22 protein-coding genes are annotated in these 24,382 nt (G+C 35.3%); 15 read left to right on the plus strand and 7 right to left on the minus strand.

What is annotated here, in order from left to right; translation table 11 throughout:
* The first annotated feature begins 4 nt into the window (after window positions 1-4).
* The gene (locus BAOM_RS10020; protein ID WP_127760159.1) at window positions 5-178 is read left to right on the plus strand and encodes an asparagine synthase; all 174 of its coding nucleotides are present in this window, start codon (window positions 5-7) and stop codon (window positions 176-178) included.
* Between the two features lie 91 nt (window positions 179-269).
* Window positions 270-692, plus strand: a complete 423-nt coding sequence (locus BAOM_RS10025) for a pyridoxamine 5'-phosphate oxidase family protein (protein ID WP_127760160.1) — start codon at window positions 270-272, stop codon at window positions 690-692.
* 64 nt (window positions 693-756) lie between these two features.
* Here the strand turns inward: BAOM_RS10025 and BAOM_RS10030 are convergent, their stop codons facing one another.
* Window positions 757-1,818 (minus strand): sulfite oxidase, encoded by a 1,062-nt coding sequence (locus BAOM_RS10030; RefSeq protein ID WP_127760161.1) that lies wholly within the window; start codon window positions 1,816-1,818, stop codon window positions 757-759.
* Window positions 1,819-2,254: 436 nt separating this feature from the next.
* Here BAOM_RS10030 and BAOM_RS10040 point away from each other — a divergent pair, with 436 nt between their 5' ends.
* Entirely contained in the window at window positions 2,255-2,839 is a 585-nt protein-coding gene (locus BAOM_RS10040) for a DUF4878 domain-containing protein (protein ID WP_435873568.1), read from the plus strand.
* A 131-nt stretch (window positions 2,840-2,970) separates the two neighbouring features.
* On the opposite strand, the gene BAOM_RS10045 is transcribed toward BAOM_RS10040, so the two are convergent.
* Window positions 2,971-3,192, minus strand: a complete 222-nt coding sequence (locus tag BAOM_RS10045; protein WP_127760163.1) for a hypothetical protein — start codon at window positions 3,190-3,192, stop codon at window positions 2,971-2,973.
* A 333-nt stretch (window positions 3,193-3,525) separates the two neighbouring features.
* On the opposite strand from BAOM_RS10045, the gene BAOM_RS10050 reads away from it, so the two are divergent.
* Window positions 3,526-4,824, plus strand: coding sequence for an ATP-binding protein (locus tag BAOM_RS10050; protein ID WP_127760164.1), 1,299 nt, complete (start codon window positions 3,526-3,528; stop codon window positions 4,822-4,824).
* A gap of 275 nt (window positions 4,825-5,099) precedes the next feature.
* Here the strand turns inward: BAOM_RS10050 and BAOM_RS10055 are convergent, their stop codons facing one another.
* The gene (locus tag BAOM_RS10055; protein ID WP_127760165.1) at window positions 5,100-5,696 is read right to left on the minus strand and encodes a TetR/AcrR family transcriptional regulator; all 597 of its coding nucleotides are present in this window, start codon (window positions 5,694-5,696) and stop codon (window positions 5,100-5,102) included.
* Window positions 5,697-5,938: 242 nt separating this feature from the next.
* Here BAOM_RS10055 and BAOM_RS10060 point away from each other — a divergent pair, with 242 nt between their 5' ends.
* From BAOM_RS10060 to BAOM_RS10075, 4 genes are all read left to right on the plus strand, one after another.
* A complete protein-coding gene (locus BAOM_RS10060; RefSeq protein ID WP_127760166.1) occupies window positions 5,939-6,730 on the plus strand; it encodes a tyrosine-protein phosphatase in 792 nt (263 codons plus the stop codon).
* Window positions 6,731-7,077: 347 nt separating this feature from the next.
* Window positions 7,078-7,512, plus strand: coding sequence for an SRPBCC family protein (locus BAOM_RS10065; protein WP_127760167.1), 435 nt, complete (start codon window positions 7,078-7,080; stop codon window positions 7,510-7,512).
* Entirely contained in the window at window positions 7,513-7,881 is a 369-nt protein-coding gene (locus BAOM_RS10070; protein WP_127760168.1) for an ArsR/SmtB family transcription factor, read from the plus strand.
* A gap of 243 nt (window positions 7,882-8,124) precedes the next feature.
* Window positions 8,125-8,997 carry a DMT family transporter gene (locus BAOM_RS10075; RefSeq protein WP_127760169.1) on the plus strand — a complete coding sequence of 291 codons (873 nt, stop codon included), beginning with the start codon at window positions 8,125-8,127 and terminating at the stop codon, window positions 8,995-8,997.
* A gap of 157 nt (window positions 8,998-9,154) precedes the next feature.
* Here BAOM_RS10075 and BAOM_RS10080 read toward each other — a convergent pair whose 3' ends face one another.
* Complete coding sequence (locus BAOM_RS10080) at window positions 9,155-10,057, minus strand: DMT family transporter (protein WP_127760170.1); 903 nt, start codon at window positions 10,055-10,057, stop codon at window positions 9,155-9,157.
* A 160-nt stretch (window positions 10,058-10,217) separates the two neighbouring features.
* Between BAOM_RS10080 and BAOM_RS10085 the strand changes: the two genes are divergently transcribed.
* The 4 genes from BAOM_RS10085 (at window position 10,218) to cspC (ending at window position 17,342) form a co-directional block, all read left to right on the plus strand.
* Complete coding sequence (locus BAOM_RS10085) at window positions 10,218-11,594, plus strand: aminotransferase-like domain-containing protein (protein WP_127760171.1); 1,377 nt, start codon at window positions 10,218-10,220, stop codon at window positions 11,592-11,594.
* Between the two features lie 692 nt (window positions 11,595-12,286).
* Window positions 12,287-14,542, plus strand: coding sequence for an RNA polymerase recycling motor HelD (helD, locus tag BAOM_RS10090; RefSeq protein ID WP_127760172.1), 2,256 nt, complete (start codon window positions 12,287-12,289; stop codon window positions 14,540-14,542).
* 426 nt (window positions 14,543-14,968) lie between these two features.
* The gene (locus BAOM_RS10095; protein WP_127760173.1) at window positions 14,969-16,414 is read left to right on the plus strand and encodes a DEAD/DEAH box helicase; all 1,446 of its coding nucleotides are present in this window, start codon (window positions 14,969-14,971) and stop codon (window positions 16,412-16,414) included.
* Window positions 16,415-17,141: 727 nt separating this feature from the next.
* Window positions 17,142-17,342 (plus strand): cold shock protein CspC, encoded by a 201-nt coding sequence (gene cspC, locus BAOM_RS10100; protein ID WP_010331195.1) that lies wholly within the window; start codon window positions 17,142-17,144, stop codon window positions 17,340-17,342.
* Between the two features lie 378 nt (window positions 17,343-17,720).
* On the opposite strand, the gene BAOM_RS25355 is transcribed toward cspC, so the two are convergent.
* Window positions 17,721-18,197 (minus strand): CBO0543 family protein, encoded by a 477-nt coding sequence (locus BAOM_RS25355; protein WP_306821303.1) that lies wholly within the window; start codon window positions 18,195-18,197, stop codon window positions 17,721-17,723.
* Window positions 18,109-19,254 carry a DUF2515 domain-containing protein gene (locus BAOM_RS10110; RefSeq protein ID WP_127760174.1) on the minus strand — a complete coding sequence of 382 codons (1,146 nt, stop codon included), beginning with the start codon at window positions 19,252-19,254 and terminating at the stop codon, window positions 18,109-18,111. The genes BAOM_RS25355 and BAOM_RS10110 overlap by 89 nt, the downstream gene beginning before the upstream one ends.
* Window positions 19,255-19,454: 200 nt before the next feature.
* Between BAOM_RS10110 and BAOM_RS10115 the strand changes: the two genes are divergently transcribed.
* Entirely contained in the window at window positions 19,455-20,099 is a 645-nt protein-coding gene (locus tag BAOM_RS10115; RefSeq protein WP_164853182.1) for an NUDIX hydrolase, read from the plus strand.
* A 4-nt stretch (window positions 20,100-20,103) separates the two neighbouring features.
* Here BAOM_RS10115 and BAOM_RS10120 read toward each other — a convergent pair whose 3' ends face one another.
* Entirely contained in the window at window positions 20,104-20,937 is an 834-nt protein-coding gene (locus BAOM_RS10120) for an MBL fold metallo-hydrolase (RefSeq protein WP_164853183.1), read from the minus strand.
* A 252-nt stretch (window positions 20,938-21,189) separates the two neighbouring features.
* Here BAOM_RS10120 and BAOM_RS10125 point away from each other — a divergent pair, with 252 nt between their 5' ends.
* Window positions 21,190-23,376, plus strand: a complete 2,187-nt coding sequence (locus BAOM_RS10125) for a malate synthase G (protein ID WP_127760177.1) — start codon at window positions 21,190-21,192, stop codon at window positions 23,374-23,376.
* Window positions 23,377-23,505: 129 nt separating this feature from the next.
* The gene (locus BAOM_RS10130; RefSeq protein ID WP_127760178.1) at window positions 23,506-24,288 is read left to right on the plus strand and encodes an IclR family transcriptional regulator; all 783 of its coding nucleotides are present in this window, start codon (window positions 23,506-23,508) and stop codon (window positions 24,286-24,288) included.
* The last annotated feature ends 94 nt before the right edge of the window (window positions 24,289-24,382 follow it).

A 24,382-nucleotide genomic window follows, 5' to 3' on the forward strand; every position in this document is an offset into this window, starting at 1 on the left:
GGAAATTACAATGCGCGAAGGCTTAATTCCAACTGTATTAGGTACAGCTGTATCCACAGCAGGTTATATGTTGAAACAAAAACGAGGCTCTAACAAAATGGTGGCCAATACTATTTTTGGTTTTGGTTTAGCACATGTCGTATTAGGGGTAATTGACCTTGTTGAACACCGTAGTTAGAAAGAAGGCGAGCATGTATACGCTCGCCTTCTTGAGATAATTAAATTATTTTCACGGATCATAAATAATTGTGTAAAAGGAGTAAATATTAATGAGCCAACAAGATTTAAAAAAAGAAGTAGTTGAAATTCTCTCTAATCATAGAACAGGTGTCCTTTCATCTGTTGAAAATAATAAACCTCATTCACGCTATATGACGTTCTATAATGAAGACCTAACCCTATTTACACCAACGAAAGCTGATACGGAGAAAATAGAAGAGATAGAAAAAAATCCAGCTGTGTCTGTACTGTTAGGTTACGAAGATAAAGGGCAAAGCGATACGTATGTTGAAATTGCTGGAACGTCTACAATTAATAATTCGGAACAGCTAAAAAAACAATTTTGGGATGAATCCTTTAACAAATGGTTCGAGGGGCCTGAAGATCCGAACTATGTATTTCTACAAATACAGCCTGAAACGGTTCGTATCTTAAATAATCAAGGTGAACCGCCACAAGAACTGAACTTATAGAATTTTCTGATGTTAAGTAGCGATGCTTTATGAGTAAGCATCGCTACTATTAATTTTCGTCATATTATTTAATTTTCACAGCAATTTTTGATACAGCATTATAACCATATCCTTTTCGATTCCAAAACGGGGTTAAAGGCTGTACGTTACCTGATGAATCTTTAGCCCTTGCATAAATCATATATTCCCCTTTGTTATCAACTTTCCAATCGAAGGACCAACTTGACCAAGAATAGGGCTGATTTGGCAATTGATTTAATGTTGCTTGCAGCCATGTTTCCCCCTTATCGAAACTTAACTGTACTTCGGTGATTATTCCTTGTCCAGACCAAGCAATTCCTTTAACTTGGTGTGCACCAGTATCTAATATGGAAAGGTTCAGTGGTTGTTGTATGATTGAATTAACGTTCATTATTGTCACAGGAACTGAATCTTTATCACTGTTTTTGTACGGATAATACATATAATCATCTGTTTGGAAGGGCCCTTTAAAAGAATGATTGATCACTGTAATCTTTCTTAACCATTTTACAGAAGCCATCGCGTACCAGTTAGGAACAATTAAACGGAATGGGTAACCATGTTTAAAAGTGAGCGGTTTATCATTGTATTGAAAAGCAATCATTGTATCAGGATGCAATGCCTTTTCCAAAGGAAGGCTTCTTTTGAAAGAAACTTTTTCTTCTACATCTGTTCTATTGCCAAAATCAGCTCCTTGAAAGACAACTTCTTGGGCATCATTAGTGAGTCCCACGTATTTAAGGAGGGCGTTTAAAGGAATACCAGTCCACTTACCTTGACTTAAAGCTCCTTCCTCCCACTGTTCTCCATATACTTTTGGAATAAAATGTGCTCGTTTATTTCCTGAACATTCAAGGGGGACTATAAGAGATCTTGTGGGCATAGACAATAATTCGTAAAAATGAAAAAAGCGTGGTTGAGAAACATGACCAGTAATTTGTAACCAAAAATGGTGCGGGCTAAGCAACGGGTAAGGGAAGTGATTTCTACGATAAAAGTATTTAGTGGGTGTTTGCCAGTTGTTAAGAAAATGAATAGGTGATTCTTGATTTTCTGGAGTAAGATTTTTAGTTGTTAAATAAGGCTTTTTGTCCTCACTTTTCATTTTTTCACCTCTCTCATTCTCTATGATATTTCTAATACAAGAAGATAGACTATAATTCCATTATTCATGTCAGACCGTAAGATCCATGTTTATGTAGAAATGCAAATTCGTATGATTGCAATAGATTTCTGGGCGAGTGCAGAGCATGAAATTTACAATAGTGATCTCATCGTTAATACGGCTCCATTTTCGATTAAGCTCAGCTGTTTTATTTGCAGCTTCTTTTAATTCTCGGGTTAAATGTTCTCACCCCAACGGTTACGTTCTTTTGTAGCTGGGGGGGCTTATTTCATCTCTTAAGTACTGGTAGTTAATGGGTGTAATCCTATAAAAGAATTTGTTATGTTACAATAGTTTTAAATGATTAATAAATTCATATATCAATAGGGGGAAATATATCTTGAAGAAATTGAGCAAGAAACTATTATCTGGAATTATGGTTGCAGGATTGACCGTTAGCATGTTGGCAGGATGCGGGTCACCGAAACCAACCGATACTGTTAATGATTTTATGACGTCTATCCAAGAGGGCGATTTTGAAAAAGCAAGTACATTTGTCGATACAAAAGCAACAGAGGATTTCGACTTTAAAAACTTAAATGAAGGAAAAGCTGAGGGAATGGATGTTGACAAGCTTTTTAAATCATTAAGTAAAACATACAAATTTGAAAAGCCAGTTGAAGTGTCAAAAGAAGGGGATACTGCAAAAGTCAAAGTGGAAGTAACGTCTGTGGATTTCGCAGTTGCAGTAACTTCAACAATTAGCGAAGTCATGCCAATGGCCTTCGGGATGGCGTTCAGTGAAGATACAGAAGAGGCCGATAAAGCAATGGATAAAATGATGGAGACCACTCTTATTAAACATTTGACTGCTGAAGATGCTTCTATGGCAACTCGTGAGGTTACATTAAACCTGAAGAAGGACAAAGAAGGCGAGTATAAAATTGTTTCCGATGAAAATCTGATGGAAGCAGTAATGGCAAACGCAGGAACAATTGATGAGATGTTTGGTGAAGAATAATAAGTATAAGAAACAGCTGATGTTGGTACTGATCGTACTGACTTCAGCTGTTTTTGTTTGGCTTTGTTAGAGGGTATTGTTGATTTTTAGCGAGAATGCGTTTTACACAATATTTTATGAGTTAATTAGATTTACAATAATATAAACCACAAGAATTCTTTTATTATAGTAACTGAAAATGGAATATCTAACGAAAATAAAAGGAGAGCGGGCAAAGTAATATATAGAATTAGTTGTGTTAGTACATCATTAGTGTTTTCATTTAGGATTTCGGTTTTTCCTACGATAAATCCCAATATGGCAATACTATAAAGGACTAACATTTCTTGCACAAATTCCCCTGTTGAATACATGATGATTGCCCCCTTTATGTATTATATGGGCTACATACCTAGATGGTTATTAAATGTCTATATTTCATAAATGGTTTCCTTGGTTTTAATCATCCATTACATAGAATACAGCCTAACATTTGAATAGTCCTTGTTCAACCTGTCCGTTAGTGAAACAAGATAGGGAGCTCCTTTAATGGTAGCTCCCTAATTTTTTATAGAATTATCAACATTTAAGTTTAACAGAGCCTTATTTCAAATAAAATTCCAGTATTTTATTTGAAATATTGTAATAATGGGGGATTTATATATGGTAAAATATTATTAATAATTTTTATACTAGGAGCATTACAAATGTATGCGATTCTTATCAATGTCTTATTTCTATTAGTTGTGTTACTTATCACACAACACATTATAGAAATTTACACAAAGAAACTAACAAGGAAATTAATAAAAATCTATTCGTTTCTTGCAGGTTTGATATCAATCTTTTTTTGTATGACTTTTCCATTTTCTGTGAATGAAGGGTTTATCGTTGATATTCGCATAGTTCCTTTTATTATGGCAAGCTTGTATGGCGGACCTTTGGTAAGTGTTGGATTATATGTGTTTATAGTTCTGTATCGATTTGTTATAGGTGTAGACTTTGGTTTTTGGGGTACCATTTTGAATTATAGTGTCATACCGCTGCTTACTTTTATTTGTTTTAAAAGATTTATAAAATCGGAAACCACTCATAAATTACTGATTTCTTTAAGTGTTATTACTTTCCACTTGTCATTAAGTTACTTTATTTATAGTAATATATTTGTTTCACATACGCCGTTAAACATAACTTTACTAGGAAATCTTATTAAAATTATATGTATTATACTTTGTGTTTTTACTCTCGAAAGAATAAGGCTGAATTACCAAATTCGAAATAAAATAGTAGATATTGAAAAGATGGAAATCCTAAGTCACTTAAGTGCATCCATATCACATGAGATTAGAAATGGTTTAACTGGTGCAAAAGGGTTCATGCAGCTATTGAAGGAGAATGAAAGCGATCTCCAAAAGCAAAAATATATTGGAATTGCATTGGATGAATTAGAAAGGTCGGAAATTATTATTCGCGATTTTCTTACTTTCGCTAAACCTGCTCCTGAAAAAATAGAAAAAATAAACATGGAACATTTTTTGAATTATATAATTGAATTAGTTAGTCCTATTTCTAATATGAACTCTATAAAAGTTAAAAAGAGCCTCTCTCCTTTTTGGATTATAGGTGATAGAAGAATCATCCAGCAGGCATTTTTAAATATTTTTAAAAATGCTATTGAGGCTATGCCTAATGGTGGGCAATTAGTAATATCTATGAATTCCCATAAAAATATGTATGAGATTTCTATTGAAGATACAGGAGTCGGAATGGATCGTGAACAAATTGAGAGATTAGGAAAACCGTACTTTACTACAAAAGGTCAAAAGGGAACAGGACTTGGAATGATGGTTGCTTATCGTGTAATTGAGGAGTTAAATGGGAAGATCAAAGTAACTAGTCAAATAGGAAAAGGTACAACATTTACTATATATTTACCACGTTCATTTCATAATAGTGAAAACGTTATAATTGATCCGAGTGTTTGTAATGTGAAACATAATAAATAATAGGATTTCTTTAACAAGAAGGCGCGATTCTTTAATAAGAATCGCTTTTTTTATATGAATAAGTGTAAGTGAGTGCATTAGTTAAAAAGAGTATGGAAACTGGTTAAACCTTTTGTATAAATAATGTATAAAAGATAGAGTGGGAAAAGGTTATTAGTATAGTTTTAGGCAGAGCTACCTTTGAGTATACTTGCTGCCCAATTATGGATTGAGTTTTGTCTGAACGTAATGAGGTGTTTTCAGCATAAAATAATCAGATTTTCCACAATATTATCTCATCCTTCTTTAGTTAATCCCTCTGCAATAAAATCGATAATTTTCTCCATTACTTTAGGAAATAACACATCGCCTATTTCTTCTTTATGTAACCGTAACATCATGATAGCTTTAATAATTCCGACAATAACTTGTGGATCTTCCTTAGGTAGTATTCCACGTTCTATTAGAGTATGGATAGCCAAGATCCCTCTGTTCATATTATGTTCAGAAAACGCCATCATCTCATGAGGTAATTTTCGCATTAAACGTTCATGTTCTCCGTTTTGGAAGACACGTTGGAGAAATGGATTTTCTTCCACAAATTGAAACGATGTATGAAAAAAGGAGGACAGTAATTCTTTGGAAGAAAGTTCTTCTTTAAATAACTGATTCAGTACTGTCTCACGCACTTCTTCTTCATTTTTTAAAATCGCGAAATATAATTCTTCTTTTGAAGAAAAAAATTTATAAAATGAACCTTTTCCAATTCCGCATGCAAGTACAATATCATCAATGCTTGTTTTTGCTAAACCATATTGAATAAATAGTTCTCTTCCCTTTGATAAGAGAGACTGACGAATCTGTTCTTTTTCTTGTTCTGTAAATTTAGGCATAATAAAACCCCTGTATAAAATTTTTATATGACTTTTTATAGACTTTTAGTCATATTATATTTTATAATCATCATAATCGCTATATTATATAAAGTAAAATTTAGACTGTTGAAGGAACAGTTTTTCTTTTGTGTTTTATGTGACTATATAAATATTTTTAGTCATATAAAACAAAATGATTGCTTTGGATGCAATCGTTCTGTTCATAGAATGAGTTAATAAATAAAGCTGGGGGAATTCATATGGAAATTATGGAGAAGGAAGTCATAAGACAATTCGATGGGTTGTATAATTTTCGTGATATTGGCGGGCAAGAGACAATAGATGGAAATCGAATGAAGACAGGTGTTTTATTTCGTTCAGATGAATTGTCTCGTTTATCTAAACAAGATATAGAGAAGATGAAACGTTTACAATTAAAATTAATTTGTGATTTAAGAACACCAAATGAGCAAAAATCAAAACCAGGTCGAATAAAGCCTGAACATGGAGTAGAGTTAGTAAGCATATCAATGTACGATAAAAGCCAGGAATTTACTCACTTTGAGTTTTTAAAATTTTTAGTTAGAAAGTCGAATACCATCAATTTTGAGGAAATCATGAAGGAAATGTATCGGAATATGGCATTTTCAAGTGGTAATGAAATTCAAGAAGTCATTCAATTGCTTTCGGAGCAAAAAAATGTACCAGCACTTATTCATTGTACAGGAGGAAAGGATCGCACAGGATATATAGCAGCTATCATTCAATTGCTTGTTGGAGTATCTTATGAAAAGGTGTTAAAGGATTATTTATTTTCAAATGATGTCATTGGACCAAGAATGAAAAAAGTGGAAAGATTTATTCGATGGATGAGTTTATTTCAAGCATCACCGGAGCGAATAAAACCAATGTTAGAAGTTCGTCGTGACTATTTAGATGACGTGTATTATGGCATTATTGATAAATATGGAGATATAGAAACATATTTATGTCAAGCTTGCAAAGTTCAGCAGGATAGCTTATTGAATTTGAAACATTTACTGCTTGAGTAAGCTCAATTTTGAATATAAAGCATATAGTATTTCTCTTTAAAGGCTTTGTTAGAGGACTTAGTTGATTTTTGGCTAAAATGAGCCAAAAATCGTAGTACCAACAATATCGTTTAACATAGCCATAAAAAAGCAAACGGATCTACACAAATGTATTTAAGTAGAATGACTCCAGCAATCCTAGCGGGAGTCATTTGTTTGCCGCTTTACTGTAGTTTCCTGGTGGATTTTTAGAGGAACATCTGTTTTTTGAAGATAAACATTACTTTGACACGAAACCATAGGGTGTTATATTATGAAAATATGAAACCATATAGTGTTGCATTTTAAATTAAATAAGGAGAATGATTATGGAAACAAATAATCAAAAGACAGTACCAGATATTAAGCAAACGGTTATTTTTGAAGCATCTATTCAAAAAGTATGGGATACAGTATCTACTTCGGAAGGTATTGCATCATGGTTTATGCCGAATGATTTTGAGCTGAAAGTAGGGCATGAATTTCATGTGCAGTCACCTTTTGGGCCATCCCCATGCAAAGTATTAGAAATTGATGCACCTTATCGACTTTCTTTTTCATGGGATACAGATGGTTGGATTGTATCGTTTATTTTAAAAGAGATGGGCGATAAGACGGAGTTTACTCTAATTCATACTGGATGGAAACATTCTGATACGATTCTTCCGAAAGCCAACGAGGAAAGTGCTGTTATTCGTGACAGAATGAATTACGGTTGGGTAGGGATTGTGAATGAAAAGCTTAAAAAGGTTGTTGAGGGCTAAATGTCTTCATCAGCAGAAAAATACGATGTATTTCAAGCTATTGCCGACCCAACTCGTAGAGAAGTACTAAAATTACTCACTCAAAAAGAGTTATCTATTTCAAACATAACATCTTATTTTCCTATGAGTCGTACAGCCATTGCAAAACACCTTCATATTCTTTCAGAAGCAAAATTAGTTAGTGGGCAAAAGGTTGGTAGAGAAAAACTTTATCGGCTGCAACCAGAATCCTTAGAAGAATTAAAACAGTGGCTTTCATTTTTTGAACAATTTTGGACTAATAAGTTGTCAATCCTCAAACATGTGGTTGAAAATGACGGACAAGCTGAATTACAAGTTATTCAAACTGAATGTGATGAACAGAAATGACAATTGTAAATATAGTCTATCAAATTTTTGAATCGTACGAGTGGTCGAATAATTGAACCGTTTTATATCGAATTCAACAAAATTAGTATATGATAAAGTAAACGTTTTGAAAGTGAGTTGAAAGCTGATGATGTGGTTGTCACTATTTGAAAATGATGTACCTGTAGTTATTCTCCCTTAACGGTAGAATAACTATATCTCCGTTAAGGACAAGAATTGTCTAGAGAAAACGGAGGGTACAAAATGAAAAACACCTTATTAGGTTCTTTATATTTATCACTCGCTGCGAGTATTTGGGGCGGGATGTATGTTGTAGTAAAAGTTGTGGTAGATGTTGTACCGCCACTTGAATTAGTATGGTTTCGCTATGTTATTGCGATCTTTGCATTGCTCATTATTGGTGTTGTAACAAAACAATCGTGGCGTATTGGAAAACGAGACTGGCTATTACTTTTCATGATTGGGCTTATTGGGAATACAATTTCTATCGTAACCCAAGAAGTCGGTACGATGCTTTCTACCGCACAAATGGGTGCCATTATTACTTCAACGACACCTGCATTTATGGTGTTATTTGCCCGCATTATTTTAAAAGAAAAAATCACGTTTAAAAAAGCAATTTCTATTATGTTAGCAACAATCGGTGTCTGTATGATTGTTGGAAATGCCAATATCGATTCATCTCATCAACTTGGAGGTGTATCACTGCTTATTGCAGCATTAACATGGTCACTTATGTCTGTTCTTATTAAACGTGTACCGGAACACTATTCACAAATTGTCGTGACGAGCTATGCTATTCTTGTAGCAATTGCCTTACTAACGCCTTTTACAATTAATCGATTAGCAGATCTTGATTTTCAAGCTATGATGCATCCATCTATTTGGGGCGGTCTTTTATACTTAGGAGTTATTTCGACGGCATATGGCTTTTTACTGTGGAATCGCGGGTTGCAAATGCTTAACGCTTCGAGTGGCGGATTATTTTTCTTTTTCCAACCTATAGTCGGTACTTTCTTAGGGTGGTTATTACTAGGTGAACAAATTGGCTTTTCTTTTTGGATAGGTACCCTATTAATCTTTATGGGTGTACTATTAGTCATTCGAGAAGAATAAGCATCATGAAAAAGCTGATTGGTGTTATTTGCCGATCAGCTTTTTATATGTAACTAGTTGTTCCGCCTTTTAGTTGAATAAATTTTAAATCCTTGAACTCCTACGATTCATACCTTTTCATAATTTAATTATTTAGCTATCTCAATTGAACATGCAGCTAGTTTTTCTCTGATACAAATCTTTTTTTTGATACGGGAGCATTTTTTCCTAATATAACAGAAATAACAACAATCACTGCTATTACAAGAGTGAAAAATGTGATGGATTCATCTAGAAATACTGTTGCAAATATAATCATCAAAAATGGTTGTATGTATTGAAGTTGACTCACTCTTGCTATTCCACCCATAGCCATTCCGCCATACCAAGCAACATATGCTAGAAATTGACTAACGACTGCGAGATAAATAAAACTGACCCAGGCTTGTATAGGGGCATGGAGCATTTCAGTTGTAAGGTTTAGTCCAACTGGAATGATGAAAAATGGAGCACCGATCATAATTGCCCAAGCAATTACTTGCCAACTACCTAATTCTTTCGCTAACTTCCCACCTTCTGCGTAACTAAGTCCAAGTATAATCACTGCTGCTAGTAAAGCTAAATCGGCAAATTGTAATTGACCGAATCCGAGATGAAGTGCATACATGATAACAGCTAGAGAACCGATTATACTTGAAATCCAGAATTTAGGAGAAGGGATTTCACCTGCTCTAAACATAGCAAAGCCGGCTGTTGATAATGGTAACAGGGCCAATTCCACAGCTCCATGGGAAACAGGCAAGGATTTCATTGCCCAGGAAGTGAGGAGAGGAAATCCTAAGACTGCACCAACAGCAACAATAAGTAGACTTTTGAATTGGCGGGGAGAAGGAAGTTTTTCTTTTCGAATAATAAATATCACAGCTACTAAAATGGCAGCCACAACCGTTCTTCCTAAACCAACGACCGTGGTCCCAAAGTACTCTACAGCAATACTTGTAGAAGGAAGTGTTAAGCTAAAACAAATAACACCTACTAATCCCAACAATAATCCAAATTTCTCTCTGGTTTCTCTCTGCATCTTATCCTACCTACCTTTTTACTTCGTATTATATCTGTACCACTTTCTGTTTTTATTAAAAAACAGTTCTGATATAATTTAAATAATAATAGGTACATATATTAAAAATAAACCAATTTTTTACCCTTCTGTACCGGTACAGTTAAAGGAGGATAAATGTGTGAGCTCAAAATATATCGAGATAATGGAAGAAATTAAGCTTCGGTTAGCAGATGGGGCGCTTATTGCAGGAAGTAAACTCCCTTCTGTTCGTCAACTATCTGAGCATTTTTCATGTAGTAAAAATACAGTTATTAAAGCATACGAAGAACTAGAAAAAGAACATTTAATTTATTCTGTCCCTAAAAGTGGCTACTTTGTTGTGAATGAATATCAAAATGCGACGAATGAAAAGGACATGATTGATTTCTTGTCTGCTGGTCCAGATAAACACGTTATGCCTTATATTGAATTTCAACATTGTATGAATCAAGCAATTGAACAATATAAAGAAGAGCTTTTTACATACTCTGATCAACAAGGGCTTTACTCATTACGAGTACAGTTAGTGAAATATTTGCAGAGTCTACAGGTGTTCACTCAACCTGAAAGAGTAGTCGTTGTTTCTGGCTCGCAACAAGCCCTTAATTTATTAGTTTCTATGCCTTTTCCAAATGGAAAAAGAAATATTCTAATTGAACAGCCTACTTATTTCGGATTCATTGAGTCCATCAATTTGCACCAAGCTACTACTTTTGGAATTGAATTATCGATGGAAGGGATTGATCTTGAACGTCTGGAATACATGTTTCGAAATAATGATATAAAATTTTTCTATATTATCCCGAGATTTCACAATCCACTGGGACATTGTTACTCGAATAGCGAAAAGAAAAAAATCGTTGAGTTAGCTAAAAAATACGATGTATATATAGTGGAAGATGATTTTTTAGGAGACCTTGATTTAAATGCAAAATCAGATCCTTTATTTTCTTTTGATCCTTCTGGGAGAGTGATTTATATTAAAAGCTTTTCGAAAATTTTTCTCCCAGGGTTAAGGATTGCTACTGTCGTTCTTCCTGCCTTAATGATTAACAATTTTTTACGATATAAATTTAGTTCGGATTTTAATAGTTCAGCACTTTCTCAAGGTGCGCTAGAAATCTATTTAAAAAGTGGTATGTTTAATAAACATCTCAAAAAAATAAAAGAGGTATATCGCACTAAAATGCAAATCACTCAAGAAGCATGTGAATTATTGCTACCTGCTAATACCTATTTTTCTAAACCAACTTCAGGATTCTATCTATCCATTAGTTTGCCCGAGAATGTGACAGCAAAACAGGTAGTCCATATACTAAACGAGCAGCATATATATGTTGATGATGCCTCTAGAATGTTTTTACCAGAATATAAAAAGGAAAATCTCCTTCGATTAAGCATCTCTCAAGTGAAGGAGAGTCAAATTAAACTAGGGATAGAGCGATTGGCTCACTGTATTGCTTTAATTGACAGTAGAAAAAATCATATTACTCCAAATAAATTTTTACTCTTTTAGTATGGGTAAGTTTGCATGGAGGGGGGCATTTCGATTATGCGGATTTCCAACGTTAAGAAAATACGATCAAAACGTTTGTTCATGTGAATTAGAATTTGAGTAATCAATTGAGACATATTCATTCCTAAAATCTACAAACTTTCAAATAAAATAAAGCCCTCTTAAAACGATGATTTTTGAGAGGGTTCTTCAATTAACTTGCCTTCGAAGTATTGAAAACTGCTCCATTAGTACCTTCTTGGACTAATCTGTTTCGTTACTTTAAATACGAAATTTCACAATCTCTTCTAAACTTTAACTTATATATCTAGGTGTTGTTCATTAACCTCTAGTAATCACATAGCACAGTTAATATAAAAAATTGCACCATTTTCACCCTTTTAGATTTGATTATCCAAAGGGATGGTTTTTATTTCCCCAAAAATAAACATTTGAAATTGTGAGTAGTAGTGCTGTAACCCAACAAAATTAGGTTATTTTTAAATACAAAATAAATAAGCAGTAAGGTGCAGTCACGTGTGTAAACAGAGGTAAACTATTGGATGAAGAAGAAAGAATAGAACGTAAAAGCCCATTCTAATGAGAGGTGTTTTTCATTGCAATAAGAAGATATTTCTGATAGTATTAATGTCCATTTCACCGCTGTAGACGATTGTCAAGAACCTTATTTCGAAGAATGAGAGGAGAACGAAATGACATCGAAACAGCACCCGGACAGGAAAAGTGAGCAAGAAAGATTAGAATTTACAAAGCGTTATATGGATGTGGTCATTAAGACTGCTGAGACGAGCAAGGATCAATTTAAGAAAATTATGCAGGAAACGTTTGGAGATGAAGACTGGAAGGAGTCAGGGAGATATGCCGAATTACTGACGACGGCTAATTTCTTCGACATGTCGCAAGCGGAACTGGAAAGCCTTAAAAAGGCACAAAGTAAGCCGTATTTTGCTAGAGTGGATTTCACGCGGGATGAAAACGGACTAAAGGAAATTCTTTACTTTGGTAAAACTTCCTTGTATCAGCGTGAAAATCAGGAGCAAATCATTGTTGACTGGCGTTCGCCGATTGCCAACCTGTATTACGAGGGTAGAATCGGGTCGGTAACATACGAAGCAGAAGGGGAAAAATTCTCAGGTGATATTACGCTGAAACGACAGTTAATGATTGAGGATGGAACTTTAGATGAAATCCGTGACATTGATTTGACAACAACGGATGAGCTGTTGCAAGATTCGTTAGCGAAGAGCTCTAGTAATCGTTTGACCGAAATTGTTTCCACGATTCAGGAAGAGCAAAATAAAATCATCCGGGCCGACTTGAATAAGCCGATTATTGTCCAGGGCGCGGCGGGGAGCGGAAAGACGACGATTGCTCTCCATAGAATTTCTTATTTCATCTATTACTATAAAGATTTATTTGATCCAAGACAGCTGATGATTTTGGCGCCAAGTCGACTGTTTATCGATTACATCTCCGAGGCGCTACCAGAGTTAGGGGTAGAAAAAGCGAAGCAATTTACCTTTACGGAATATGTACAAAGTGCGATTGAATGTAAGTTGAACATTATTCCTGATAGGAAACTTATTGATTTGCTTGAAAAGAAAGATGATGAAACAACAGAGTCAATCTGGGTTTCAGGGATTAAGGGATCGTCCAAATTTAAAGGAATCCTCGACCAATATGTGAAAGAAATCATCACTCGATTCTTTCCAAAGGAAGATTTCTACTGCGATAAATACCGACTTTATTCGGCTAAAAAGTTCAAGAAGCTGTTGGTGGAAGAGTATTGGTATTTACCGATTTATACACGGGTCGATAAGTTAAAGCAAGTCTTGCAAAGTCAAGTAAAATCGAAGAAAAAAACTATGCTCGACCGAGTGACTAGTTTTTATGATACTAAGATTCAAAAGGCTTTAACTAGAAATATTAAACCTGATCTTCGCCGAGAGTACGTCACGAAATTCTTGGATAAAAAAGCGGAACGAACGGAAGAAATCAAGAAAGCGATTCGTACATCTGTTAAAGCTTATTTTAAACCATTTGAACGAAAGCATATTCTTGAATACTATCAGGAGCTTTTTACCGATTCAGAGATGCTGGTTACATATAGTGATGGGACACTCTCAATTGAGGAAGCGGAACGACTTTGCCGATATCAAATGAAATTTTTCAGAGAAAATCAATATGAGCTGGAGGACTTAGGTGCTCTACTATACCTCCATTCGCATCTGTTTGGAGTCGATAAAGAGAAGCGGGCCAAGAATATCGTCATCGATGAAGCACAGGATTACAGCTTCATGCAGCTGCAAGCGTTAAAAACGTCATCTGACACGGATATGTTCACATTGGTCGGCGATCTGGCGCAAGGGATTTACTCGTATCGCGGATTAGAAGAGTGGGAGGAAGTTCATCACAATATTTTTCCGCGCGCTACCTATACTGAGCTTAAGAAAAGTTATCGAACGACAGTTGAAATCATGAATGAAGCCAATAAACTATTGGAACTATTACCTTATAACTTTCCTCAAGTAGAGCCAGTCGTTCGTCACGGTGAGAAACCTATTTTTATTAAAAAGGTGAATCAATTCTGGGGAAAGGAGTTGCTTGATCGAGTTCAAACTATGAAACAAGAAGGACTACGCACATTTTCTGTCATTACTAAAACGATGGAAGATTGCCGGGAAGCTTACAAAGTGTTGAGTGAAATAGACGAATCAGTTTGCTTACTCGAAGAACAAGCATCCATCCCAAAGGATCAACTAGTTATTTTGCCATCGTATCTAGCAAAAGGACTTGAATTTGATGGCGTTTTTGCAATTTCTCTGAACGAATCCTATAAAATCGAAAGTGAATTGGACATTAAATTACTGTACGTCGTCATGACAAGGCCGCTTCATCGCCTTTTTTTTATTGGGGATTCTGAAGAGGATTTTTTAATCAGGAACTAAAGCGAAAGGTTGAACCTTATTAAGGGGGTTCAGCCTTTATTTATATCTGAAATGAACAACATCTTTGGTAAATTGGATATCCATATTAAAGTTTAGTAGAGATTGTGGAGGTTTGTACTTAAACGAAGAAGCAGAATAATTTTAATTAGATTTAGTAACGTCTGCTATAAAGGACTCAGATGATGATAAGGATAAAAAGTTGAGTGCCTGCCCTTCTATTACAGATTTTCCGAACGAGAAAGCCCATCCACTATATAGCGGCAAAAGAAAAACAGATTATTTGATCCAGAAATTTGATGTAATAAAAATAAAAGCCGATTTATCTGGTATTTCAAGTATAATGAACTATATTCGGGTTTTACATATAATATTTCTTTGAGAGAATCCTATATATAAGTCGGATAATACAAAAAACGAGGTTAATACATGAGGAAAAGAAATTTTGAGGATTATAATTTAAGCGATGAAATAAAAAGAGCACTCGCTGTGTTAAAATACGAAATTCCCACAGAGGTTCAGAGTGACGTAATACCATTAGCAATGGAAAAGAAAGATCTTGTAGTAAAATCTCAAACAGGCAGTGGCAAGACTGCATCCTTTGGTATACCTATTTGCGAAATGATTGAATGGGAAGAAAAAAAGCCACAGGCAATTATTCTTACACCAACTAGGGAGCTTGCTGTCCAAGTTCGAGAAGATATAACGAATATTGGAAGATTTAAACGGATTAAAGCTATGGCCGTTTATGGAAAAGAACCTTTTGCGAAACAAAAAGAAGAATTAAAACAAAAAACTCATGTAGTCGTCGGTACACCCGGTCGTGTCATGGACCATATCGAAAGAGGGACTCTAGTTTTAGACCAAGTAAAGTATCTTATAATAGATGAAGCTGATGAAATGCTTAATATGGGTTTTATCGACGAAGTAGAAGCGATTATAAATGAAATCCCTTTAAACAGAGTAACGATGGTATTTTCCGCCACATTACCTAGAGATGTTGAAAATCTCTGCCATAAATATATGAAAAATCCTATTAATATTGAGATTACTGCTACCGGGATAACGACGAATACAATTGAACATAGTTTAATCGAGGTTAAAGAAGAAGAAAAAATTTCACTGCTAAAAGACGTTACGGTCGTTGAAAATCCAGAGAGTTGTATCATTTTTTGCAGAACTAAAGAACACGTAGATATAGTCTTTACCGAATTGGAAGAATCCAATTATTCTTGTGAAAGACTCCATGGAGGATTAGAACAAGAAGTAAGGTTTGCCGTTATGGATGGTTTCAAAATGGGGAATTTTCGTTATCTTGTGGCCACTGATATAGCTGCAAGAGGAATTGATATTGATAATGTGACACTTGTCATCAACTATGATGTTCCAATGGAAAAAGAGAGCTATGTCCACCGAACAGGAAGAACCGGTCGCGCCGGTAATAAAGGAAAAGCAATTACGTTTGCGACACCTTATGAAGGGAAGTTCCTTAAAGCAATTGAAAAATACATTGGCTTTGAGATACCTACAATGGAGGCTCCTACACATGAGGAAGTTGCTAGAAGAAAAGCCTCCTTCGAAGAAAAAGTAAGCGGCCGCCGAGTCGTTAAAAATAATAAAACTGCCCGAATAAACAAAGATATTCTAAAACTTCATTTTAATGGGGGAAAAAACAAGAAGATTCGAGCTGTAGATTTTGTTGGAACGATTGCAAAAATTCCTGGAGTAACAGCAGATGATATTGGTATTATAACAATCCGGGATAATTTGTCATATGTTGATATTCTTAATGGAAAAGGCTCGCTAGTCTTACAAGCCATGGAAAATACAACAATCAAAGGAAAGAAGCTGAAAGTTAGCAAGGCTATTAACTGATCACTCCCATGGCTAAAGCCGCTGGGGTTCTTTCTCACAAATATCCCACTTACCACCTTCCATAAGAAGAGGCAGAGGCGAGACTTGGGTGAGCAACACTTGAGAGAAAAACAGTCTTTCAAGAGGGCAAGGTCGATGCCAACTACGCCGTTCAACCGGCGATACTTGTCTAGGATGATGATACCGCACTCTTTCTACGAAGAGTGTTGGTCGGTAGAACGTTGAACATTTTACGTGACAGACGTTTTTCCTGTCACAACCACCTATGTTCAGTTTTCAAAGAACATCCTATATACTAAATTATACCATTTCAAATGCATGGTGTATAGAACATATTTTCGGTTTTTTATCTGCACACCGCATTTGAGCGAACATTCATCCCATCCCTAAAGGGGGTGCCAGCGCACCGTAATGGGCTTTCTTTTCGCAAAATCGATAATTAAATCTTCAATAAGGATAATTATACGAAACTGTCCTTCTAACGGAAGAATGGATTTCCTTAAAAGAGTAGCTGCTGCCCTAATTTATTCTGAATGTGTTGTCCTCCTATTATCAATTGAATACAATGTTAAAATAATTTGCATTCCTTTCCAATCTCTGTTATGATAAAAAAGAATTATTTTTGTTCGGTGTAAAGGATAGTATAAGTTTGACTTTTCGTCTTGATGATCACTTTGGGCAAGAATAGTAATATACTGTGTGTTTAACACACTAGGAGGCAATAAAAATGGAACAAGGTACAGTTAAATGGTTTAATGCAGAAAAAGGTTTCGGATTTATCGAGCGTGAAAATGGAGACGACGTATTCGTACACTTCTCTGCTATCCAAAGTGAAGGTTTCAAATCATTAGACGAAGGTCAAAAAGTAACTTTTGACGTTGAGCAAGGTGCTCGTGGTGCTCAAGCTGCTAACGTTCAAAAAGCTTAATAGCAACAATAACTAAACATCTACACAAACAGATTCTTTAATTAGAGTCTGTTTTTTTAATTTTCTTTAAATGACTCGCAAGCAGAATCGTTCGTTTACATACATCATATACCAGTAAAATTCAGATGCTCGTTTTAAAAAAATATAAAAACCCTACTCAATATACGAGTAGGGCGCATGGTACAAGTGAAGAAAAAAAGTTTAAAACTTAAAAGGTTGCTCTAAGTATAGCATAGTAAGTTAAGAACCCCTAATTAAATATTTTTATTTTTCTTACTCGTTTAATTCATCAAACAGAAAATAGTTAAAATATTTGGAGTTTTGCTTCGTATGTTTCATCGTTTTAACCATATTAAAATAACGAAAATGTTATGAAGATTAATCTCTGATTCGTTTAACCCAACGATAAAAAACATAAATGAATGTTAAATAAAGTGCATAACCAATAAATGAATAGATGTGCTTCCATGAATCGTTGTGAATGAAAAGTCCCCATGTTTCTGCTTGCTTTTCGCCAATAGATATAAATAGGCTTAAGAGGAGAATAAGCGCTGCTTTTTTCCAGACGTTTACTTTCTGACACACATATATATATAAGCCAACGAACAGCGGGAGCCCAATCAATGTAAAGAAAATATTGATTGGAAAAATCTCGGGCAAGGGTCTTTTAGGGAAGTAGTATATACCTTTTCCAACAAAATAAAGATCAAGGTACGTTCCAATGAGTGAAGCGAGAAGTAGCGTAGGAATTACGACTGATATATGTTTAGTTCCGTAGAAAAATCGCTTTTTTGGCGATCGTTGTGAGCTCGATTCTTTCAAGTGTTTGGCAATATTCATCTTCAATCTCTCCATTTATGGTTTCTTCTGAATTAATTAAGTAATAAACAACTTGCCAATCTTCATACCATTCCTTGATTTCAGCCTCCTCATGTACGCAATCTTTCCATACGAATTCTAATTTAGGACTATAGAAGCGTATGGAGCCTGGAAGCAGCTGGCATGACTTGAGCCTTCGTTTCAACAATCTTCCTGGAACACCTTCATCGATATCATGAAAAATATGAGGCCAATAATCTTTTCTAGAACCAGAATGAGGGGTCAGATATGCCCATTGCTCGATTTTATTTAACCGTTTTGAATCTGCAAACAAAATAGAATATAGTCGTTTTCCTAATAAAATTCGTCGGTGTAAGCTTTCAAAATGATGTAAGGTCTCACCAATTAGCTTTACTTTACCATTTTCTAAATAAGGAAAAAGAATTTGATTCATTGATAATAAATCCTGTAGTTTAAATTCTAAAGTATTAAAAATGCTCTTTTTAAAAACAGGGTTGTCTATCACTCTTAATTCTAAATAGCTTTGCTCATTAATGATTAAGGCAATTGTTAGAGTATATGGATCACAATCTTCTAAAAAATGATTCCAAATTATTTCCATGAACAGCGACACATGAAAATGCGGCAAAAGATAAAAAAGATTTTTTTCTCTTTTGATGCTCTCTTCATAAAGTAAAAATTGGGGAAATGCATCTTGAAAAATCAGCCAATTCCCTCGCTCTAAAAATGTGAAAAAGGACTGACATTCTTTTTTCGTTAGTAATCGAGGAAGAAGCCCGCCCTTTAAATCGGTCATATTCCAGCCGCCATTTCGCGACACCATATGTCCTAGAAAAGCCCAATGCACTTCGGGATGGCACTGATAAAAATCAAGATAGGCTTTCGTTCTTGTTATATTATTTTGGTTCCATTTGTTTGTTTTAAATTTGATTTGTTCGATTAATGTTCTTTCCTCGGAAGAGAGCTCTGTTTTTATGGAAGGCTGTTTACTTCTTGCTTTTAATTCTTTTTTGATTGTGGCAAGAGGTTCAAGGAGTGTTATTTTTTTCTGACTTATAAGTTTAGACCAGATAACGGTATCCTCCTTTTAAATCTATGAAGAACCTATGCTTATTTTATTAAAGGAATGAAATGTTCATGATGAGAAGTTTATGTGTCAATATTTAGACAAAAGGGTGATTCTCTATATTTAAAGAAGGAGCAGGGAGGGAAACGCCGCTCAAAAGTTGAATATTGTTATGTGGTAAATTATAGAAAATGGGGTGGGCTGTTATGACTGTACTTCCAAAACCTGCATCAACCGTTGTTTTAATCGATCATATGTCTAGGGTTTATTTAACGAAGCGACCAGCGACGATGAAGTTTCTAGCTGGCTTTTATGTGTTTCCAGGCGGAGCAGTAGAAGAAGGAGATTATGTCGTAGATCATGCATACATAACTCACTCGATATTGAATGAGCCATTTAGTTCTGCTCATTATATCGCTGCAGTACGAGAGATATTCGAAGAAGTTGGGATTTTATTTGGCAGTCAAGGCGACGGATTTCCTATTCAATTTCAAAAAGAAACGGAACAGGAATATCGTCGTCTCCTTGTAAATCGTGACATTTCATTTGCACAATTATTAGAGCAAGAAAACATTCGCCTTCATCTTGATTGTCTGCGATATTTTGGGCACCGAATTACTCCAAAAGAAAGTGCTTATCGCTTCGATACTCGATTTTTTCTAGCGGAATTGCCTGAGGGACAAACCCCGAAGCCTGATTTAAACGAAATTGACAAAGCTTTTTGGATTGCCCCAGAGGAAGCTTTATTGTCCTATCAAAATGGAAATATGCTTCTTGCTCCTCCAACGGTTACTGCACTTCAAACAGTTATCAATTATCAAAAAGGGGGAGCGCTGCTCATGCCTAGGTAAGAAATCAAGAGTGAATCGAGTACCATGAATCGTGCAGTGAAACTGTTCCTTCCTTCATCAACTTGATTAAATGGGCCTCTGTCGTTTTTTTCGCAACCTCAAAAATACTTGGATGAATATTCTTTTCATAAATCATTTCTGTCAAACTTGTAGAGGTTAATTGCTGATGTTTTAAAAGTAGAGATTGAATTTGGTTTTCTCGGTATAATCTACGGTTTAATACAAATTCAATTTGTTTATAGGGATGTTCGACCCATTCACCATGTCCTGGTCCAATTTTTGCTAAATCCAAGTGCTGTAAACGTTCTAAAGTATGAATATACTCGCTCATATCTCCTTCTGGGGGACCAATCCATGTTGTTCCTTCAGATAAAATATTGTCCCCGGCAAGGAGAATTTGATTAGAAGGTATATAAAGATTTAACATACCTGGAGTGTGTCCTGGACTATGAATAATCAGTATTTCTAGGTCAGCTATATGTATGACATCACCATCGTTTAGCATCGATACTGCATGCACTGGAAAAATCGCTTTCAAGATGGCTTGTTTTTCTTTTGGGTGGCAATAAATTACAGGAGACCAATCCATTAATTGACGAACCCCCGGTGCATGATCCCGGTGAGAATGTGTAAGAATAATAGATTTGGGTATGGCTAAGTCATTTTCCTTAAGTGCTTTGTTTAACTCCTTTTTCGTTATCTCCTGATCGTATCCCGCATCAACTAATATACTTTCTTGCTTATTCCCAATTAAATAACAATTTGTTGTTGTATTTGGCCATAGAGTTGGCGTGGAAATTGGAACACGTACGATTTTAATTGGATTGTGTAATGGCATGAATTTCATCCTTTCGGCAATGTGATACTTTAAACGAATGATAAACTAAATATATTCCTCATGAATCGTCAAAATCCTTCACTAAGTGAGGTTGTGTTTACAATTTTATGAAATAAAAAATATATTTTGGAAAATTTATTGAATATTCCCATAGTAGTATGTTATATTTTCAACATGAATAAAAAACAGCGTTTCGTAATAACAAACGCTTGATTATCTGAATTTTTTATTAATAGTTTGGAGGAAAGAAACATGACTCAATATGTAAAGGTTGGTAGTTTACAAGTAGCAAATGAATTGTATAATTTTGTGAATCAAGAAGCTTTACCAGAAAGTGGTTTAACAACGGAGCAATTTTGGGCAGGTTTCGAAAAAATCATTACAGATTTAACACCTGAAAACAAAGAGCTATTAGCTATCCGCGACGAGCTTCAAAATAAAATTAATACTTGGCATTTAGAACATAAAGAGTTTAATAGTGACGAATACAAAGCATTTTTACAAAGCATTGGTTATTTAGAAGAGGAAGTAGCCGATTTTCAAATCGGTTCAGAAAATGTAGACGACGAGATCGCGATTCAAGGCGGACCTCAATTAGTTGTACCTGTTAATAACGGTCGCTATGCGATTAATGCAGCGAATGCTCGCTGGGGAAGCTTATATGACGCACTTTATGGAACAGATGCTATTAGTGAAGAGGATGGGGCCGAGGTTACACCCCGTTATAACCCAGTTCGTGGTCAAAAGGTTATTGACTTTGCACGCAATTTCCTAGATCAAGCTGCTCCGTTACAAAATGGCTCTCATAAAGAGGCAGCACAATACAAAATTGAAGCAGGACAACTAATTGTTACATTAAACAATGGTCAAACAACTACTTTGGCTGAAAGTGAAAAATTAATCGGTTACCAAGGAAATGAAGCAGAGCCTTCAGCCGTGTTACTAAAAAATAATAGAATGCATTTTGAAATCCAAATCGACCGCAATCATCCAATTGGTAAAGATGATGCAGTTGGTGTAAAAGATATTTTACTAGAAGCTGCAACAACAACAATTATGGACTGTGAAGACTCCGTTGCTGCTGTTGATGCGGAAGATAAAACGCTAGTATACCGCAATTGGTTAGGATTAATGAAAGGTGATTTGTCAGCGACTTTCGCTAAAGGAAATAAAGAGATGACAAGAACGATGAATCCTGACCGTACGTACACATCGGTAAATGGAGGAGAAATTTCGTTAAATGGTCGCTCTCTATTATTTGTTCGTAATGTAGGGCATTTAATGACGAATTCAGCCATTTTAGATGCGGATGGAAATGAAGTGTATGAAGGAATTATGGATGGCGTAATTACAAGTTTAATTGCGAAGCATACGCTTTTAGGAAATGGAAAATATAGCAATACAGCGAAGGGCTCTATTTATATCGTTAAGCCGAAAATGCACGGTTCTCGAGAAGCGGCATTTGCGAATACGTTATTTAACCGAATTGAAGATATGCTTGGGTTAGAGCGCCATACATTAAAAATTGGGGTTATGGATGAAGAACGCCGTACATCATTGAACTTGAAAAACAGTATTTATGCGGTAAAAGATCGTATTGCCTTCATTAATACAGGATTCCTAGATCGTACAGGTGATGAAATGCACACATCTATGGAAGCGGGCGTCATGATTCGCAAAAATGATATGAAAGCAACAACATGGCTGCAAAGCTATGAAAAATCTAATGTAAACATCGGTTTAAATGCTGGCTTACAAGGTCGTGCCCAAATCGGGAAAGGAATGTGGGCAATGCCAGATTTAATGGCTGAAATGATTAAGCAAAAAATTGGTCATTTAAAAGCTGGGGCCAATACTGCTTGGGTTCCATCTCCAACAGGAGCGACATTACATGCGCTTCATTATCATCAAGTAGATGTAACAGAAGTTCAAAATGAATTAAAGAATCAAACAAGTGATTTAAAAGATGATATTTTAACGCTTCCATTAGCAGAAAATCCACAATGGAGCTCTGAAGACATTCAAGCGGAATTAGATAACAATGCACAAGGTATTCTTGGCTATGTAGTACGTTGGGTAGAACAAGGTGTAGGTTGTTCAAAAGTGCCGGATATCAACAATATTGGTTTAATGGAAGATCGTGCTACACTTCGAATTTCTAGTCAACACGTGGCAAACTGGCTTCACCATGGCATTGTAACAAAGGAACAAGTAGAGGAAACTTTACAACGTATGGCAAAGCTTGTTGACGAACAAAATGCGGGAGATGCTGCATATCGTCCAATGAGTCCTGATTATGAAAATTCAGTAGCTTTCCAAGCAGCAAGTGATTTAATTTTCTTAGGCTATGATCAACCAAATGGATATACAGAGCCAATTTTACATCGTCGTCGTTTAGAAGCAAAAGCTAAAGCTAAATTTGCAGTAAAACAATCCTAATACACTAGGAACGGCTGAGTTGAAAGCTTGTTGCATACAAACTTTTGACTCAGCTATTTTCAGTAGATTTACAGTTTTGGAGGAATCCTTTATCATAATAAAATACAGCAGTGGAGGTGAACAAAATATATGAATAGAGACAATATGGTCAAATCTGTAAGTAGAGCCTTGGATATTATTGCTATACTAGGTACAAAGCAGCAAGGTCTAGGCGTGACTGAAATTGCTAATCAAATGGATATTAATAAAAGTTCCGTTTATCGAATTTTATCTACCCTTGTTCAATATGGGTATGTTGAACAAAATCAAGAAACGGATCGCTATAAATTAGGCTATAAATTTTTAGAAATAAGCTCTAAATTATTAGAGTCTATTGATTTACGTACAGAAGCTAGACCTTTCTTAAAAGAGCTTGAAGAAGAAACAACGGAGGTCATTCATTTAGTTGTGTATGATCAAGGTGAAGTTGTATATATTGAGAAGTTAGAAGGTAATCAGTTATTACGAATGCATTCTAAAGTAGGAAAACGAGCACCGATGCATTGTACATCGGTTGGGAAAGCAATATTAGCTCATCTGCCAATACAAGTTGTTTTAAATATTTTGGATCAAAAAGGCATGCCGGTACATACGGATAAAACAATTACGAATCAAGAAGAGTTTTTACAAGAATTAAGCAAGGTGAGAGAGGTAGGATTTGCTCTTGATTTAGAAGAAAATGAATCGGGGATTACTTGTATCGCTGTTCCTATTTTTGATCATTTAGGGAATATTATTGCTGCTATAAGTATTTCAGGACCAACGATCAGAATGACGGATGAACGATTAGAACAATTGAGTCAGCGAATGATTCAAGTAGGGCAGCAAATATCAGCGCGTCTTGGTTATGAAAATAAAATAAGTTGGCTTTAAGAGACGAACTCGCTTCGTTTCTTTTTTTTGAGCTCTTGAAAACCCTTTTATTTAAAATTATGTTAAAATATAGATAATCAACCGAATGGGGGGC

Source organism: Peribacillus asahii (genome assembly GCF_004006295.1).
Taxonomy (GTDB): Bacteria; Bacillota; Bacilli; order Bacillales; family DSM-1321; genus Peribacillus; species Peribacillus asahii_A.